Source organism: Kitasatospora sp. NPDC058162, from assembly GCF_042884005.1.
Classification (GTDB): domain Bacteria; phylum Actinomycetota; class Actinomycetes; order Streptomycetales; family Streptomycetaceae; genus Kitasatospora.
In genome coordinates this window covers 98213-115542 of sequence record NZ_JBHVUS010000028.1, presented here as the reverse complement: position 1 = coordinate 115542, position 17330 = coordinate 98213, and the positions used below count along the sequence as shown (strand labels likewise).

Below are 17330 nucleotides of genomic sequence, written 5' to 3'. Positions count from 1 at the left end.
TTCACATACACTTTCCCTTGGGGGCCCACCCTCCGCCTGCCACCCCCCCGCCCCCCCCGGGGGCCGCTGGGGGCCCCCGGCCCCGGGCCCCCCCCCGCGGCCCCGACCGGAGTACCAGCCGGTCCGCGTACCCACTGGTCCGTGTACGCGCGGGGAGCCCCGGGGAGCGCCGCCGCGTTCCCCGGGCCCCGGTGGTTCCGGCCGGCGCCCGCTCAGGCTGCCCTGGGCACGCCGAGCAGCCGGGCGACCTCGGCGGTGACGACGTCCCGACCCGCGCCGAGGTAGCGGCGGGCGTCTGCCCCGGACATTGGCCTCGTAGTCGAGCGTCGAGGCGTCGAACATGCACCGGCGACGATCGCCTCGGCGTGTTCCAACTGGATGACGTTGAAGGCCCCGACGCCGTGTCGGCCGCGGGCGCCCGGTCCGACGATCGAGCCGGTGGCTACGAGGGGCATGGTTCTCCTTGCGGGGAGGAGGGCGGGGCTTCCGGGTGGACCGGACGGACCGTCACCTCCGGCAGCAGCCGGCGGTGGTCGGCCGGGTCGAACCCGCCGGCCAGCGGGGCGAGGACGGTGGCCACGGACAGGGCGACGGCCTGGGCGAGGCGTTCGGGCCAGGGGGTGCCGGCGACCAGGCCGGCGGTGAGCGCCGCGACGGCGGAGTCACCGGCCCCGGTCGGGTTGCCGCGGACCTGCTGCGGGGGCCGGGCCCGCCAGTCGCCCTCGGGACTGCTGAGGAGCAGCCCGCCGGGGCCGAGCGAGACGGCCGCCGCCCGGGCGCCGGCCCGGCGGGCGAGGTCGGCGAGGTCGGTGGCGCAGTCGAGGACGGTGTCGATGACGGCGCCGGGGCCGCTGTCGGCGCGGGTCAGCCGGCGTTCGACCCGCAGGACGGTGCCGTCGCCCGCGACGACGGCACCCTTGATCTCGGTGCCGCCGACGTCGAGGGCGATGACGGTCACGGCTGGGCGGCGTCCTCGCGCAGGGCGGCGTAGGCCTGCGCGATGTAGAGGGAGGTGCCGCATCCGAGAACGGCGACGCGCTCACCGGGCCGGGGCAGACCTTCGGAGTTCAACTCCAGTTCCCTGGACCAGAATTCGGGCCGGCTGGTGATCTCCGCGGCACCGTGTGACATGGAAGCTCCTGCGCAAAGTCGCAGCATTCTGCTTGTAGATGATCACAACATAGACCAACCCATCAGAACTGAACACCATCGTGGCCCGAGGCCAGACCATCGCCTTCCCGACCGACAGCGGCACGATCGGCTTCCTCGGCGCCTCCAGCGGCGGCGACGCCTCCGGGACGCTCACCCTCCACCACACCGACGGCACCAGCAGCCGGGCCACACCGGACTGCACCTCTTCTCGCTGACCGACTCCTGATCCCTGCTCCGGATTCCGGTTCCGCTCCGTGCGTTCCCTGTGCGTCCACCCGTGGGGCGCACCGCGGGACACTGCCGTCCCCGGGCCCGGTGAACCCACCAGGCCGTCGAGTCGCTCAGCGCCACCCCGGCCCGACTGCTCGGCCTCGCCGACCCCGTCGGCTCTCTGGGTGCTGCTCTCGGCGTGCTGTCTCAGGTCGCGCGGACAGCGGCTGTTCGTCCTCTCTCAGTGACGGGGGCGGCCACCGTCGACGGGTCCGGCGCGCGGCGACGGGTGTGGGCTTCCGCCAGGAGGAGGTACGCGGCGGCGGTCCAGGTGTAGGCGCGGTCGCGCAGTCCGGCGCCGGTGAGGGCGTCGAAGTTCTCGGCGAAGCCGGAGGTCTCGCACAGAGCACGGAAGCGGGCGCTGACCTCGTCGGCGAGGTCGGTGTGGCCGGCTCGACGGAGTCCGTCTTCGATCAGGACGGTCGACGGTGCCCAGATCGGGCCGCGCCAGTAGCCGTCCTCCTCGTAGCACGGGGAGTCGGGGTGTTCGGTGGCCAGGCCGTGGTCGGTGAGGTGGCCGCGGATGCGGTCGGCGAGCTTGGCGCTGATGGACTGCGGCAGGTGCTCCCCCAGCACGATCGGCATCAGGTCCAGCAGGCTGCGGCTGCGGGTGGTGGTGCCGGTGTGCGGTGATCGGGCGAGGAACTGATCGCCGTCCCACAGCTGGTCGAGCAGGGCGGCGAGGACGGTGTCGGCGAGGGCGGTGAACTCGTCGGCTTCCTCCACCCGGTCGAGCTCGCCGGCCATCCTGGCGAGCTCCTTGAGCTGCAGGACGAGGAACGAGGCCAGATCGGGTGCCTCGACCAGACGACGGGAGTCGAAGGTGGTCGCGTTGTCCCAGCCGCTGTCGTTGCCGTGGTGGTAGTGCGGCAGGACCGAGCCAGGGGCGCGGCGGGCATCCAGCCAGAACCGGGTCCAGTTCCTCAAGCGCTCGTGCGCGACGGTGAGTTGCCGACTGGTCAGCGGTTGTGGCAGGCGTTCGCGCAGGCGGTGCAGGGCCCAGCCGTGGATGGGTGGCTTGACGAAGTTGTACAGGACTTCGGAGTGTGTGACCGAGTCCGGCAGGGCCCCCCGCTCGTCCTGGTGGTCGAACGGCAACTGGAACTGGTCCCAGGCGAGTTCAGGTGAGGCAGGGGCGACCGCCAGGGCGTTGAAGCAGTGGTCCCAGCTCCAGACCTTGTCCATCCAGTGCTTCGACATCAGGATGCCGGGGCGCTTCAGGAAGCCTTCGGGGCGGACGGTGGCGGACCACAGGACGTAGGCGGCGAGGTCGGCGGAGGGAGCGGTGTCGCTGAGGGGGACGGCCAGATCCCGCGTGAAGGAGCGGAAGGCCGCCCGCGCGCGGTCGGTGACCGTGTCGAAGTCGTCGGTGGTGGCATAGGGGGTGCGGGCGCTGTCCGTTTCCTCGATCACGGCCTCCCATTCGGGCGCACCGTGGAGGGTCAGGCGCCGGTCGGCGTCGGCGAGCCCTTCGGCACCGGCGGGATCGGCGAAGGCACCGGACAGGAGGGTGACGCGGTAGCGGCGTCCGGTTTCGTAGGAACTGAACTGGTAGGAGCCGTCGACCGGGTCGCGGTAGAGGTAGGTGCCCGTGAACGGGGTCAGCTTCCCCTCGGCGGGGGTGATGGCGAGGGACAGGTTCCGGCCGCGTACGCGAAGGGCACTGGCGCTCTCGTAGGCGAACTCGACGCGGCCTTCCGCGGCGGCCACGGTGAGGAGACCGGGCGTGGGGTACCAGGCGGCCGGCGCCCGGTTCCCGGTGTCGGGAATGAGGGGCAGCAGGCGCAGGACGGCATGCATGCCGTTCTTGTGGGAGACCAGGTGCAGGTCACTGGTGCGGGTGTGCAGTGCGGTGACCGGTGACAGGTTGAACCAGGACCCGTAGTGACTGAACGGTATGTCCTCGAGGGCGAACGCCGGGCCGTGGGCGATGTCGGTCAAGGCAGAGCTCACTTCTTGGTCGGAGGTCGGGTGGGCGGCATCGGGCGGTAGGGCGGTCAGTCCTTGACCGCTCCTGAGGTGACGCCCGCGGCGATGTAGCGCTGGGCCAGGACGAGGATCAGGGCGGCGGGGATCGAGGCCACGACGGCGGTCGCCATGATCGCGTTCCACTGCTGGTTGTTGTTGCCGATGTAGTGGTAGATGCCGAGCGTGATCGGCTGGTTGGCGCCGCCGTTGTCGAGCGTGCTCGCGAAGACGAAGTCCGACCAGGACCACAGGAACGCGAAGAGGGACACGGTGACGACGGCGTTCCGGCTCATCGGCAGCACGATCGACAGGAACGTGCGCACGGGCCCGGCGCCGTCGATCTGGGCGGCCTGCACGAGTTCCCCGGGAATCCCGGACATGAACGCGGTGAAGATCAGCACGCCGAACGGCACCGCGAGCGTGGAGTCGGCCACGATCAGGCCGGGCACGGACTCCATGAACCCGAGGTTCACATAGATGCTGTAGAAGCCCATCGCCATGATGACTCCGGGCACCATCTGGGCCACGAGCATCAGGAACGACACCAGGCCGCCGCCGCGGGGCCGCAGCTTCGCCAGGGCGTACCCGGCCGGGGCGGCCAGGGCGACGGTCAGTGCCACGGTGCCCAGACCGATGAACAGGCTCGTTGCCAGGTAGGGGATTTGCTGGCCCAGGACCAGCCGGTACCCCTCGAGCGTCCCGTGGATCGGCAGCAGGTCCGGGGTGGCCTTGCGCATGTTGCGGTCCTGGGTCAGCGAGACGTTGACCATCCAGTAGACCGGGAAGAGCATGGCCGCGGTGAACAGGACGCCCAGGGCGGTCCTCCACCACACGCGGTTGCGGGGGCGGCGGGACGCCGCGACGTCGGCGGGGCGCGGGCCCGGGGCGGTTGCGGAGCTCATGATGCGTTCTGCTTTCGCTGGACGCGGACGTACAACAGGCCGAAGACCAGGGCGATCAGGACCAGGAGGTTGCCGACGGCGGAGCCCGGGCCGAAGTGGGGCAGCAGGTTCCCGAAGCCGAGGCGGTAGGACCAGGTGGCGAAGGTGGTGGACGAGTCGTTGGGACCGCCCTTCGTCATGATCCAGATGATGTCGAAGACCTTCAGCGTGTAGACCAGGCCCAGCAGCAGCGTGATCGCCGACACCGGGCGCAGCAGGGGGAAGGTGATGCGCCAGAACCGCTGCCAGGCGTTGGCGCCGTCCAGGGCCGCGGCCTCGTACAGCGAATCGGGGATGGTCTGCAGTCCGCTGTAGAGCACGACCAGGTTGAACGGGACGCCGATCCAGATGTTGGCGACGGTGACCGACGCCAGCGACCAGGTGGGCGATGTCAACCAGTTGACCGGGCCGACGCCGAGCGTGTGCAGCACCGCGTTGACGACACCGGAGTCGCTGTTCAGCATCCACGACCAGGTGGATGCCGACACGATCAGCGGCAGCAGCCACGGGACCAGGAACAGCGCCCGCAGGGTGGACGACAGCGGGAAGTGCTTGACGAAGAAGACCGCGAGCGCGAGCCCGATCGAGTACTGGAAGAACAGCGAGACGCCGGTGAAGATCACCGTGTGCGTCAGTGCCGGCCAGAACGTCGGGTCCTGGACGATGTCGCTGTAGTTCTGCAGCCCGGTGAACGGGGCGCCGCCCTGCACGAAGGAGCGCACGGTGTAGTTGTGCAGGGACAGGTCGATGTTGCGGTACAGCGGGTAGGCGTAGAAGACGGCCAGGTAGATCACTACCGGGGCCAGGAACCCCCAGGCGGTCCATCGCTGCGAGCGCGGCTTACCCCCCGGGGCCTTCCCGGCGGAGGCAGCCGGTGTGGGTACGGTGGTCGCCGCCCCCCGTCGGGCCCGCGCGGGCGGAGCTGCCGCCATCTGCGTGGTGTCGGTCATCAGCGAGAGGTCCTTTGTGGACGGGCCCGCGCAGCAGCGCCGGAGCCTGGGGTTGCCGGATGAGAGCCGGAGGCCCTTACTTGGTGGCCGCGGTCTGGGCCGCGCTCAGGGCGTCCTTCGGCGACTTCGCACCGGTCAACGAGGACTGCACGGCACCCCACAGCTGCTCGGAGATCTGGGGGTACTTCGTGCCCAGGTTGTCGCTGGTGCGGCCCTTGGCAGCGGTGACCGCCTGCACCCACACCGCCAGGTCCGGGTTGGCGGCGACCTGCTTGTCCTGCACGCCCTTGGTCGGAGCCACGTAGGACAGCGTGGTGTCGGTGGCCACCAGGTTCTCCGCGCTGGTCAGGCAGGACACCAGCTTGGCGCTGGTGCCGTAGCGGCCCTTGTCGCTCTGCACCGGCACCGTGACGAACTCGCCGCCGGTGGGTGCTGCGGCGGTGCCGCCGTTCATGGTGGGGATCGGCAGGATCCCGTAGTCGAAGCCGGCCTTCTTCGCGTTCGCGAGCTGCCACGTGCCGTTCTCGGCGAAGGCGAACTGCCCGGTGGCGAACTCCTGCCAACTGGTCGTCTGGGTGTTGTTGATGACCGAGTTGGGCGCGTAGCCGCTCTTGAGCCAGTTCTGCCACAGCGAAACGGCGGACACGGCTTGGTCCGAGGCGACGTCGGTCAGCTGCGCACCGGAGCCCCAGTACCAGGGCAGGAACTGGAAGCTGCCCTCCTCGGTGCCGATGGCGGAGAAGGTGATCCCCTTCTTGCCCGCGGCCTTCACCTTCTCCAGGGCGGTGTTGAGCGAGGCCCAGTCCTTGATGCTCGCCACGTCGACTCCGGCGGCCTGGAGGACGCCCTTGTTGTAGTACAGGGCCAGCGTGTTCGCACCGATCGGCGTCCCGTACGTCTTGCCGCCGCTCTGACCGGCGCCCAGCAGGTTGGGCAGAACCTGCGAGGTGTCGATCCTGTTCTCGTCGGTACCGGTGAGCACGCCGGCCTCGGCCAGCGTGGACACGACCGGGTTGTCGACGATCAGCACGTCCGGCGAGTTGCCCTGCTGCGCCGCCAGCAGTGCCTTGTTGGTCAGGTCGCTCGTGTCGAACGCGGTGCGCTTGACCGTCACACCGGCCTGCGTGCCGCAGTTGTCCAGTAGCTTCGCCCAGTCGGAGCCGCCGTCGAACTGCGGGTAGGGGTCCCAGATCGTGTAGGTCCCCGTAGCCGAGCCGGACGAGCCGGCGGACGTCCCGGAGGATCCGCTGCAGGCCGAGGCGCCGGTGACGACGATCGCGACGGTCAAAGAGGCGAGTGCGAGTCTGCGAGGGGCGGTTCTGTTCATGGCGCGTTGTCCCTTTCCGACCTGCGGCGTCGCGGAGTCAGAAGAAGTGAGCGGAGGCTCTGGATGCGTTACGCGGAGATGTCGAACCGGTTGCGCGAACCGGTTCGACTGGGAACCTAGGCCGACCTACGGCTGTCGTCAAGAGGCTTGCACGGGTTGCCATCTGGCCCTGCCCGTCACGCCCGGGGTCCCGCCGCAGGGGTGGACACGGATGGCCCGGAGGTGTTTTCGCCATGTGTAGTCGAACCGGTTCGTTCGTCTTAGGATGGCGGCCACGACAGGGCCACAAGGGAGCGGAATGAACATCGGCGAGATCGCACGCCGTGCGGGAGTGTCACGCAGCACGGTCTCCTACGCGCTCAGCGGCAAACGGCCCGTCTCCGAGGCCACGCGCAAGCGCATCCAGTCCGTCATCGACGAACTGGGCTATCGCCCGAACGCCTCGGCCCGTGCCCTCGCCGAAGGCCGGACCCGCACGATCGGCCTGGTGATCCCGCCGGCCAGCAGTCGCCTCACCCACATGCAACTGGACTTCGTGGGCAGCGTGGTCGACGCGGCCGCGAAGGCGGACCTCGACGTCCTGCTCTCCCCGTCGGGCGGTGATCACGACCGCTCCTTCGAACGGCTGGTGTCGGAGAGCCGCGTGGACGGTGTGATCCTCATGGAGATTCGCCTGGAGGACGCCCGCGTGGACCGCCTGCGTGAGGCGCGCATGCCGTTCGTCGGCATCGGCCACCCGGCTGACGACCCGGGCATGTTCTGGGTCGATGTCGACTACGCCGGGCTGATCGACCACTGCGTTCGGCACCTCGCCGACCTCGGGCACCGCCACATCGCCCTGCTGAACCGATCTCCCGAGCTCGTCGCCGCCGGCTACGCGCCGGGCCACCGGGCCGGCGCCGGCTTCCAGCGGGCGATCATCGAACTCGGCCTCCAGGGGACCGAACTGCTGTGCGGCGATGACGCCCGCTCCGGCCAGAAGTGCATCGCAGGCCTGCTCGAAGAGCATCCCGAGGTCACTGCGCTTGCCACGATCAACGAGGCTGCACTTCCGGGAGTCCAACGCGCCTTGCGGGAAGCCGGATTGGTCGTCCCCCGGGACTTCTCCATCACCGGCGTCGTCGCCAGCCAGTGGGCGGAGGACTTCCGCCCCCCGCTGACGGCGGCGGACATGCCGAGCGATCAGATGGCCTCCCAGGCTATGTCCTTGCTCGTCGAGATCATGGGGAATCCGTCGACGCCGACCCAGCACATCCTGATGAGCCCCCCGATCTCGCTGCGCCGCAGCACTGGTGCGGCTCCTGCCGGTTCGCGCGGCATGACGGACCGTCAGGACTGAGGCGCCCCAAGGCCCGAAGCGGGGCGCTCACCGGCGGCGGAGCACCGCGGTCGCGCCGCTCCGGTGTCCGCCTCCTCCAGCACCTGGATGCCGGGAACCGGGCGTACGTGTGCGTTAACAGTGTTGATGCGCGATGCCTTGACGCCCGCACCGACACGTGACCATAGTGATGCCGTCGCGGGGCCCCGAAGCCTCCAGGGCCTCAGGGGCCCTTGCCGCCTCTCGGTTGTCGGCGTCGACACCCAGCGCGTCCCTTCCTTCTCCATCGCCCGTGGAGACGTCGCGCCCTCTGCCAGAAGAACGGCTTCGCCGAGCACCTCGACGTCCGCACCGGCGAAGGACTTCGCGACCGCGCCCGCACCCGCGCCTGGACCGCCGGCAGCTGCCTCCTGCTCGCCGAGGACCACGCCAGGCGCACCTGCCCCCAGAACGACGACCGCCGGAGCGCACGGCACCGGCAGGTCGCCGGAACCAACCCACCCCACCAGTCGGGAGAGCCGCCATGCAGCCGCACCGCCGCAGACTGACCGTCAGCCTCGCCGCCCTGCTCACCACCCTGGCCGCCGGGATCGTCCCCGTCACCAGCGCTCACGCCGCCGACACCGGCGTGAGCGTCGACTTCTCGACCGCCGGGGGCGCCCCCGGCTACCGTGCCTCGGGCACGATCTACGGAATGACCCCCGACGGGTCGCTGCCGCCGGACCACTTCTTCCAGGACATCAAGTGGCACTTCGAGCGGGCCGGCGGCGCGCAGCTCAACGGTGGCGGCTACGCCACCAGCCTCGCCGACTACCGGACCCGCTGGAACGCCACCCTCGCCCAGTACAAGCGCACGGTCGCCCTCGGCGGCACGTTCGTCATCCTGCCGCACGACCTGTGGGGCGCCGACGGCACCACCAACCAGGCGTTCCCCGGCGACAACGGCAACTGGACGCAGTTCGACAACTTCGTCAACCAGCTCATCTCCGACGTCAAGGCCAACAACATGACGGTGGAGTGGGACCTGTGGAACGAGCCGGACCAGAACGGCTTCTGGAGCCGACCCCAGAGCCAGTACGTGCAGATGTGGTCGCGGTTCTACGCCGCCGTCCGGGCCAACCTCCCCGGGCAGCTCATCGTCGGCCCCAGCAGCGCGACCCCGCCCGACCCCTCCAACACCTGGTGGACCAGCTTCCTGAGCTACGTCAAGGCCAACAACGTCGCCCCCGACATCTACAGCTGGCACGCCATCCCGCACGACCCCGTCACGGCCGCCGCCAACGCCAACGCGACCCTCGCCACGGCGGGCCTGACCAACACCCGCCCGTACCAGATCAACGAGTACTCCGGCCTCGAGCAGCAGAACCCCGGCGGCGGCGGCTGGTTCATCAGCCGCCTGGAGCGGGCCGGCGCCGACGGCCTGCGCTCCAACTGGGGAGGGGGCCCCGCCCTGCACGACTACGAGGCCGGCCTGCTCACCAAGAACAGCTCCGGTCAGTACCTGCCCAAGGGCGAGTGGTTCCTCTACCGGTACTACGGATCCCAGACCGGGAACATCGTGAACCTCACGCCCGGCACCAACACCGACGGAGTGGCGACCAAGGACAACACCGCGCGCAACGCGAAGATCCTACTGGGCGACAACAACAACACCGGCAACGTCACCGTCAACCTCAACCGCCTCGACACCACCTCGGTGGTGGAGAACGGCCGGGTGCGCGCGATCGTCCAGCGCATACCGAACAACAACGGCAGCGCGGTGACCGGACCGGTGACGGTCTCCGACCAGACCCTGACCGTGAGCAACAACTCGGCCTCGGTGAACGTGCCCTGGACGGACGCCACCGACGGCTACACCGTCACCCTGCTGCCACCGTCCAACACCACCGTCTCCACCGTCGCCGTCGTACAGCACAGCGGCCAGTGCCTGGACGACACCAACCTCAGCACCACCGACGCCACCCAGTACCAGCAGTACCCCTGCGAGGGCGGCTACCAGCAGATGCTCGACCTCAACCCTGTCGCCGGCCGCCCGAACACCTACACCATCGCCAACGAGTACAGCGGCAAGTGCCTCGACGTCTCGGGCGCCTCCACCGCCGACGGCACCGCCGTCATCCAGTGGCCCTGCAGCGGCGGCACCAACCAGATGTTCACCCTCCAGCCCGTCACCGCACTCGGCAACAGCCAGGACTACCAGCTCGTGGCCGTCCACAGCGGCAAGTGCGTCGACGTCAACGGCGTCTCCACCACCCCCGGCGCCCTCATCCACCAGTGGACCTGCGACCCGGCAAGCAACCTGGCCAACAAGAGGAACCAGATCTGGCGCCTGACCGGCAAGGCATGACCTGCCGCGTCGTGCGGCTGGACCAGCTCGCCCACGGGCTTCCGGGCGGTCCCCGCTGACGGCGCGCCGAACGAGCCCCCGGCGGCCCGGAGTAGCGGGCCGCTGACGGCTCGTCGAGCTGTCTGCGCGGCTTCGTCCCGTGTTGCTTCCGGCTCCACTGCTGGTTGTTGCCGCTGTTGCAGTCCCATCGCCGGGCCTGGGTCCCCGCCGTGGCCGAGCACGCCCCCCGTAGAGATATCACGGCCCCCTTGCTGCAAAACATCCTATGTATGCTGAGCGGTCATCCAACTCGGCTCGGAGGGGACAGATCGTCAGATTGTGCCCCCATACCGCTCGAACCTCCCTCACGGCCAGGTCAGTGGCCCTGTCATGGACCTGTCGAGACATCCCATGTATTGTCGGCGAGCAGCTCTCGCTGTCGAATGCCTTGACAGTCGTCACGAGGCTGCCAGAATCGGCTGGGCGCTTCTGTTACCGCTCACATTTCCACGCCTCGCCCGCGGCAGGCCGTGTCGAGCCGCACGGCATGCGCTGCCCGGGCTTCGGTGTCGCGGCCCGGAACGTCCTCCACCCAACGACGAAGGATCCAGCCATGGCGATCAACAGACGTGTCTTCCTGTCGAGTGCCGCCGGCATCGTTGCCGCCGCGACGGCGAATCTGACGCTCGGTACGACGAGGGCGCTCGCGGCCCCGTCCTCCTACTCGCCCACCTGGGCCTCGGTGGATCAGCACCCTCCTGCGCCGGAGTGGTTCCAGGACGCCAAGTTCGGGATCTACTTCCACTGGGGCGCCTTCAGCGTCCCGGCGTACGGCAGCGAGTGGTACCCGCGGAACATGTACATCGGCGGCAGCGATGTGAACAACCATCACATCACCACCTACGGGGACCCGTCGGTCTGGCCCTACAACAACTTCCTCGACGGGGCCCGCGACAAGGCCGGAAACTGGGTGCAGTTCTCGCCCAAGCTGACCTCCCAGGGCGGGAACTTCGACCCGGACGCCTGGGCCCAGCTCTTCGTGGACGCCGGCGCCCGATTCGCCGGGCCGGTGGCGGAGCACCACGACGGCTTCTCGATGTGGAACAGCACGGTCAACGAGTGGAACTCGGTGCAGCGAGGACCGAAGCTGAACCTCCTGCAGATCTTCCGCGACTCGATCCGGGGCAAGGGCCTGAAGCTGCTGGTGGCCATGCACCACGCCTACAACTTCAACGGCTACTACGACCACGCGCCGGCGCAGCCGACCGCGAGCCTGCAGAAGCTCTTCGGCCAGCTGGGCGGCACGGCGGAGAACCAACTCTGGTACGACAAGCTCAAGGAGGTCATCGACCTGGCCCAACCGGACATCCTGTGGGAGGACTTCGACCTCTCCAAGGTCGACGAGACGCAACGCCTGAACTTCCTCTCGTACTACTACAACCAGGCCCTGGGCTGGGGCCGGGAGGTCGTGGCCACCTACAAGGACGGTTACGACAACCTCGGCGAGGTCTTCGACTACGAACGCGGCGGGCCGGGCGACATCGCCGACCCGTACTGGCTGACCGACGACAGCATCAGCAGCTCCAGCTGGTGCTACACCGTCGGCATCGGCTACTACTCCACCCAGCAGATGCTGCACGCGCTGATCGACCGGGTCAGCAAGAACGGCAACATGCTGCTCAACATCGCCCCCATGGCGGACGGGACGATTCCCCAGGGCCAGAAGGACGTCCTGCTGGGCATCGGCGACCACCTCCACCGGTTCGGCGAGTCCGTGTACGCCACCCGCGCGTGGACGGTCTACGGGGAGGGGCCGACCAAGATGGGCGGCGGCTCCTTCACCACCCCCGTGGCGGGCACGAACAAGGACTTCCGGTTCACCCGCAGCAAGGACGGCACCGTCCTGTACGCCACGGTCCTCGGCTGGCCCGGGAGTTCCACGACCGTCAGCACCCTGGCGAGCGGCCGTATCGACCTCAGCTCCCTGACCTCTGTCCAATTGCTCGGTGCGACCGCGGGCACGTACACCGGCCTGCCCGCCCCGACCCAGGCGAGCGACGGCCTGCACATCACGCTGCCGTCGTCCTCGGCCCCGTTCAGCGCCCTCGCCTACGTCCTGAAGTTCACCTTCACCGGTCAGATCCCCGTCCTCCAACCCGGGGGCACCGGCGTGGCCACCGCGTACAGCGACATCTCGTACGCGGGCACCGCGGCCGCCCTGGTGCTGGGCGGCTACACGGCCGCCCAGTTGCAGAGCGCGGGGCTGGCGGTGCAGAGCATCTCCTCCCTGCGGGTTCCGGCCGGCTACCAGGTGATCGGCTACTCCGGCGACAACTTCACCGGGACGGCGTGGACCTTCAGCGCGGACAACCCCGACCTGCGCAACACCGGCAACAACGACGCCATCACCTCGCTGAAGGTGATCCTCAACCCGGCCACCTACTTCCGGATCGGCAACGTCGCCGACGGCCTGGCCCTGGACAGCGGCGGCAACGTCGCCTCGGGCAGCAACCTCAAGCAGTGGACCTGGAACGGCAGTCCCAATCTCCAGTGGCAGGCGGTCGAGCTCGGCAACGGCTACTACAAGCTGGTCAACCGCACCAACGGGATGGTCGCCGACGGCTGGGGCTCCACCTCCAACGGGGCACCCGCGCAGCAGGCTCCCTGGAACGGCGGCACCAACCAGCAGTGGCAGATCACCGACCGGGGCAACGGCCTGTACAGCATCGCCAACCGCACCACGGGCCTGGTCCTGGACGGCGGGGGCCAGGTCGCCGCCGGCTCCGTCACCAAGCAGTGGGGCTGGAACGGCAGCTCCAACCTGCAGTGGTCCTTCACCGCACAGTAGGCCGTCGAACGGACGGTTCACGACGCGCTGCCCAACCGCTGCAACGCCGTCAACAAGTCCGCTCCGCAGGCCTGTCCGCGTGACCGCCGCGCCAGGACCCTTCGTCGGACTCCCGCCGCCGGGAGTCCGACGAAGGGCAGGCCGACGAAGGGCAGGCCGACGAACGGCCCGGGGCCGTCAGCCGACGGGCAGCAGGGTCGGGTCCGCCATGATCCGGCGGACCGTCGTCAACGCCGCGCCCAGCAGCGGCCCGCGCCGCCCCAGGGCGGACGGGCGCAGCGCCTCCGGGGCCCAGGACCGCAGGGTGACCCGGGCGGCCAACTCGGCGCGCACCGACGGCAGCAGCCAGTCGGCGAGGTCGGCGTAGGCACCGCCGAGGACGAGGGCGTCCGGGTCGATGAGGTCGACGGCGGACGTGAGGGCGAGGCCGAGGGCGCGCCCCGCGCGGTCCAGCGCGGCCAGGGTCGGCGGGTGCCCTGCGCCCGCCCGTTCGGCCAGCAGGGCGACCGGGTCGCCGGGGCCGTGCTGCCCGAGACCGGACTCGCGCAGCACCGCCGCCTCGCCCGCGTACTGCTCCAGGCAGCCGCGGGAGCCGCAGGCGCAGTCGGGTCCCTCCGGATGGACGGGGAGGTGGCCGAGTTCACCGGCGAAGCCGCGGGCGCCCCGGAACAGCACTCCGTCGATGACCAGGGCGGCGCCGATCCCGGTCTCGGCGGACACGTGCACGAAGGTCTCCGCCGGCTGCCCGGCATGCCAGCACTCGGCCAGTGCTCCGAGGTTGGCCTCGTTCTCCGGCTCGGGCAGGGTGTCCGCGTCCGGCCAGTGGTCGCGCAGCCGGACACCGCGCCAGCCGAGATTGGGCGCGCGCTCGACCAGCCCGGCGGGGTCGTTCGGCACCACCCCGGGCACGGCCAGGATCCGGCCCTCGACGCGCAGCCCGAGGGCGGCGGCCTCCGCCTCCGCCGCGGCGGCCAGCGCGGCGGCCTCGGCCAGCACCTCCCCGGCCGGGCGGTCCGCGTTCGCCCGTTCCTCCCGGCGCCACACCCGCGGCTCGCCGCGCAAGTCCACCACGCACGCGCCGAGGTGGCCGACGCCGATCTCCAGGCCGAGGCCCGCCGGGCCCGCGTCGTTCACGGCCAGCGCCCGTCCGGGCCGGCCCGGGCGGCCGCTGGCGGTGGCCGCCGCCTCGGTGACCGCGCCGCGCCCGATCAGCTCGTCGACCAGCGAGGAGACGGCCGCCCTGGTCAGCCCGACGCGTCCGGAGACGTCCGCGCGGGAGAGCCGGCTGTGCCCGGCGACCGCCCCGAGGACCACCGCGAGGTTCTGCCGCCGCATGTCCTGTTGCGACGCGGGCCCGATCGAGGCACTCCCGTTCACCCTGCCGACCACCGTCACGCGCTGCTCCTCCTACCGGTCCTCGGCCGGGGCGCCCTGCAAGGCCCCGGCCCGACGCAGGGTATCGGTGATCCGCGCCAGGGCCTCCTCGTCCTTCGCGACCGGTTCCAGCACCGGCCCGTGGGCCGTCCGCCAGCGGCGGGCCACCGCGTCGGCCGGCTCCCCGGTGAGCAGCGCGGCCGCTTGGGCGGCGGCGCCGAGCGCGACCAGTTCCTGCGCCTCGGGCACCTGGACCGCCCGGCCGGAGAGCCGCAGCACGGTCCGCTGCCAGGCCCGGCCGCGGGCGCCGCCGCCGATCAGCAGCAGCGGTTCACCGCCCTCCGGGTCCGCGCCGCCCGCGCTCAGCACCCCGTCCAGGGCGGCGAGCAGGGCGTGGGCGGCGCCGTCGTAGGCGGCCTGGAGCAGGTGGCCGGGGGTGGTGTCGTGGCGCAGCCCGTGGACCAGACCGGAGGCGCCCGGGAGGTCCGGGGTGCGCTCGCCGTCCAGGTAGGGCAGGACGACGGCGGTGCCGCCGTCCTCGACCTCCTCGCGGCCGCGTCCGAGCAGCACGGCGAAGCGGTCGACGGCGAGGGTGCAGTTGAGCGTGCAGGCGAGCGGCAGCCAGCCGCCGAGGGCGTCGGCGAAGCCGGCCACGGTGCCGGTCGGGTCGGCGGGCCGGGTGCGGCCGACGGCGTAGACGGTGCCGGAGGTGCCGAGGCTGAGCACCGGCTGCCCGGGGAGCAGCCCGAGCCCGAGGGCGGCAGCCATGTTGTCGCCGGTGCCGGTGGCCACCGGCGTGCCCGCGCGCAGCGCCGTGCCCGGGCGGACCGCGCCGGCCCGGGTGCCCGGCGCGAGGACCTGCGGCAGCAGGGCCGGGTCGAGGCCGATGCGGTCCAGGACGTCCTTGTCGTAGCCGTCCGGCCCCCACCAGCCGGTTCCCGAGGCGTCGCCCCGGTCGGTGACCGCCTCGCCGGTCAGCCGCTCGGTCAGGAAGTCGTGCGGCAGCCGGACGGCGGCGACGCGTTCGGCGGCGGCGGGCTCGTTGGCGCGCAGCCAGGCCCACTTGGGCGCGGTGAAGGCGGCGGTGGGAACGCTGCCGGTGCGGTGGGCGAGTTCGGACGCGCCGACGGCGGCCTGGAGTGCCGCGGCCTGGGGCGCGGACCGGACGTCGTTCCAGAGCAGCGCCGGGCGGACCGGTGCCCCGGAGGCGTCCAGGGTGACCAGGCCGTGCTGCTGGCCGCCGATCGAGACGGCGGCCGCGCGGTCCGCCCAGCCGGTCGCCGCCGAGGCCTCGCCGAGGGCGCGCCACCACTGCTCGGGGTCGCTCTCCCGGCCGGTGCCCGTACTGACGGTGTGCGGGGCCCGCCCCTGGCCCAGGACGGCGCCGGTGTCGAGGTCGACGGCGAGGGCCTTGGTGGACTGGGTCGAGCTGTCGAAGCCGATCACGACACGTTGCTCAGCCATGCGTTCCTCCGGAGGGGTTCCTTCTGACGTTCCGGCATACTAGTTTGTTGAGAGCCATTACAAACACCCCTGGATCCGATCCGGAGCCGCTCCATGTCCAGCGACCAGCTCGTCCCCACCCCCGCGCACAAGTTCACCTTCGGCCTGTGGACCGTCGGCTGGCAGGGGCGCGACCCCTTCGGCGACGCGACCCGCCCCGCCCTCGACCCGGTCGAGACCGTGCAGCGGCTGGCCGAACTCGGCGCCTACGGCGTCACCTTCCACGACGACGACCTGATCCCCTTCGGCGTGAACGACGCCACCCGCGAGGAGACCGTCAAGCGGTTCCGCGCCGCGCTGGACACCGCCGGGCTGAAGGTCCCGATGGCGACCACCAACCTGTTCACCCACCCGGTGTTCAAGGACGGCGCCTTCACCGCCAACGACCGCGACGTGCGCCGCTACGCGCTGCGCAAGACCATCCGCAACATCGACCTGGCCGCCGAACTCGGCGCCTCGGTCTACGTCGCCTGGGGCGGGCGCGAGGGCGCCGAGTCCGGCGCGGCCAAGGACGTGCGCACCGCGCTCGACCGGCTGAAGGAGGCCTTCGACCTGCTCGGCGAGTACGTCGAGCAGCAGGGCTACGACCTGCGCTTCGCGATCGAGCCCAAGCCCAACGAGCCGCGCGGCGACATCCTGCTCCCCACCGTCGGCCACGCCCTGGCGTTCATCAACGAGCTGGAGCGGCCCGAGCGGGTCGGCCTCAACCCGGAGGTCGGCCACGAGCAGATGGCCGGGCTCAACTTCCCGCACGGCATCGCCCAGGCCCTGTGGCACGACAAGCTGTTCCACATCGACCTCAACGGCCAGTCCGGCATCAAGTACGACCAGGACCTGCGTTTCGGCGCGGGCGACCTGCGACAGGCCTTCTGGCTGGTCGACCTGCTGGAGTCGGCCGGTTACGCCGGCCCCAAGCACTTCGACTTCAAGCCGCCGCGCACCGAGGACTTCGACGGCGTCTGGGCCTCGGCGGCCGGCTGCATGCGCAACTACCTGCTGCTGGCCGAGCGTTCCCGCGCCTTCCGGTCCGACCCGGAGGTGCAGGCCGCGCTCGCCGCCTCCCGCCTGCCCGAGCTGGCCCTGCCCACGGCCGGGGACGGCCTGGCCGGGCTGCTGGCGGACCGTTCCGCCTTCGAGGACTTCGACGTCGACGCCGCCGCCGTACGCGGCATGGCCTTCGAGCAGCTGGACCAGCTCGCCCTGGAGCACCTCCTCGGCGCCCGCTGACCTCAGCCGCGAAGAGCCGGGGGGGGCGCCCCGGGGGGGCCCCCCGCGGGGCGAGGTGGGGGGGGGGGGCAGGCGGGGACGCGGGGGTGGGGGGGGGGCCCGCCCGGAACCCATCAACCCCCCCCC

13 protein-coding genes are annotated in these 17330 nt (G+C 71.0%); 5 read left to right on the top strand and 8 right to left on the bottom strand.

Annotated features, from left to right (window positions below; translation table 11 throughout):
* Positions 1 to 442 precede the first annotated feature (442 nt).
* Positions 443 to 958 (bottom strand): PfkB family carbohydrate kinase, encoded by a 516-nt coding sequence (locus ACFVXG_RS34405; RefSeq protein ID WP_387933306.1) that lies wholly within the window; start codon positions 956 to 958, stop codon positions 443 to 445.
* Positions 955 to 1131, bottom strand: coding sequence for a hypothetical protein (locus ACFVXG_RS34400; protein WP_387933304.1), 177 nt, complete (start codon positions 1129 to 1131; stop codon positions 955 to 957). The genes ACFVXG_RS34405 and ACFVXG_RS34400 overlap by 4 nt, the downstream gene beginning before the upstream one ends.
* Before the next feature lie 80 nt (positions 1132 to 1211).
* Between ACFVXG_RS34400 and ACFVXG_RS34395 the strand changes: the two genes are divergently transcribed.
* Positions 1212 to 1367: a hypothetical protein gene (locus ACFVXG_RS34395; protein ID WP_387933303.1), complete on the top strand. Its 156-nt coding sequence runs from the start codon at positions 1212 to 1214 to the stop codon at positions 1365 to 1367.
* Between the two features lie 202 nt (positions 1368 to 1569).
* Here the strand turns inward: ACFVXG_RS34395 and ACFVXG_RS34390 are convergent, their stop codons facing one another.
* The 4 genes from ACFVXG_RS34390 to ACFVXG_RS34375 all read right to left on the bottom strand — a co-directional run bounded on the left by ACFVXG_RS34390 (position 1570) and on the right by ACFVXG_RS34375 (position 6608).
* Positions 1570 to 3363 carry an amylo-alpha-1,6-glucosidase gene (locus ACFVXG_RS34390; RefSeq protein WP_387933301.1) on the bottom strand — a complete coding sequence of 598 codons (1794 nt, stop codon included), beginning with the start codon at positions 3361 to 3363 and terminating at the stop codon, positions 1570 to 1572.
* A gap of 56 nt (positions 3364 to 3419) precedes the next feature.
* Complete coding sequence (locus tag ACFVXG_RS34385; RefSeq protein ID WP_387933318.1) at positions 3420 to 4181, bottom strand: carbohydrate ABC transporter permease; 762 nt, start codon at positions 4179 to 4181, stop codon at positions 3420 to 3422.
* Positions 4182 to 4288: 107 nt separating this feature from the next.
* Positions 4289 to 5281 carry a carbohydrate ABC transporter permease gene (locus tag ACFVXG_RS34380; RefSeq protein WP_387933300.1) on the bottom strand — a complete coding sequence of 331 codons (993 nt, stop codon included), beginning with the start codon at positions 5279 to 5281 and terminating at the stop codon, positions 4289 to 4291.
* Between the two features lie 76 nt (positions 5282 to 5357).
* A complete protein-coding gene (locus ACFVXG_RS34375; RefSeq protein WP_387933298.1) occupies positions 5358 to 6608 on the bottom strand; it encodes an extracellular solute-binding protein in 1251 nt (416 codons plus the stop codon).
* Between the two features lie 298 nt (positions 6609 to 6906).
* On the opposite strand from ACFVXG_RS34375, the gene ACFVXG_RS34370 reads away from it, so the two are divergent.
* From ACFVXG_RS34370 to ACFVXG_RS34360, 3 genes are all read left to right on the top strand, one after another.
* Positions 6907 to 7947: a LacI family DNA-binding transcriptional regulator gene (locus tag ACFVXG_RS34370; RefSeq protein WP_387933296.1), complete on the top strand. Its 1041-nt coding sequence runs from the start codon at positions 6907 to 6909 to the stop codon at positions 7945 to 7947.
* Positions 7948 to 8449: 502 nt separating this feature from the next.
* Positions 8450 to 10273, top strand: a complete 1824-nt coding sequence (locus ACFVXG_RS34365) for an RICIN domain-containing protein (RefSeq protein WP_387933294.1) — start codon at positions 8450 to 8452, stop codon at positions 10271 to 10273.
* 592 nt (positions 10274 to 10865) lie between these two features.
* Positions 10866 to 13100: an alpha-L-fucosidase gene (locus ACFVXG_RS34360; protein WP_387933292.1), complete on the top strand. Its 2235-nt coding sequence runs from the start codon at positions 10866 to 10868 to the stop codon at positions 13098 to 13100.
* Between the two features lie 177 nt (positions 13101 to 13277).
* Here the strand turns inward: ACFVXG_RS34360 and ACFVXG_RS34355 are convergent, their stop codons facing one another.
* Together ACFVXG_RS34355 and xylB are read right to left on the bottom strand one after the other, a co-directional pair.
* Positions 13278 to 14435: an ROK family protein gene (locus ACFVXG_RS34355; protein WP_387933290.1), complete on the bottom strand. Its 1158-nt coding sequence runs from the start codon at positions 14433 to 14435 to the stop codon at positions 13278 to 13280.
* A 72-nt stretch (positions 14436 to 14507) separates the two neighbouring features.
* Positions 14508 to 15938, bottom strand: coding sequence for a xylulokinase (gene xylB, locus ACFVXG_RS34350; protein WP_387933288.1), 1431 nt, complete (start codon positions 15936 to 15938; stop codon positions 14508 to 14510).
* A 93-nt stretch (positions 15939 to 16031) separates the two neighbouring features.
* Here xylB and xylA point away from each other — a divergent pair, with 93 nt between their 5' ends.
* Positions 16032 to 17204 carry a xylose isomerase gene (gene xylA, locus ACFVXG_RS34345; RefSeq protein WP_387933286.1) on the top strand — a complete coding sequence of 391 codons (1173 nt, stop codon included), beginning with the start codon at positions 16032 to 16034 and terminating at the stop codon, positions 17202 to 17204.
* Positions 17205 to 17330 lie beyond the last annotated feature (126 nt).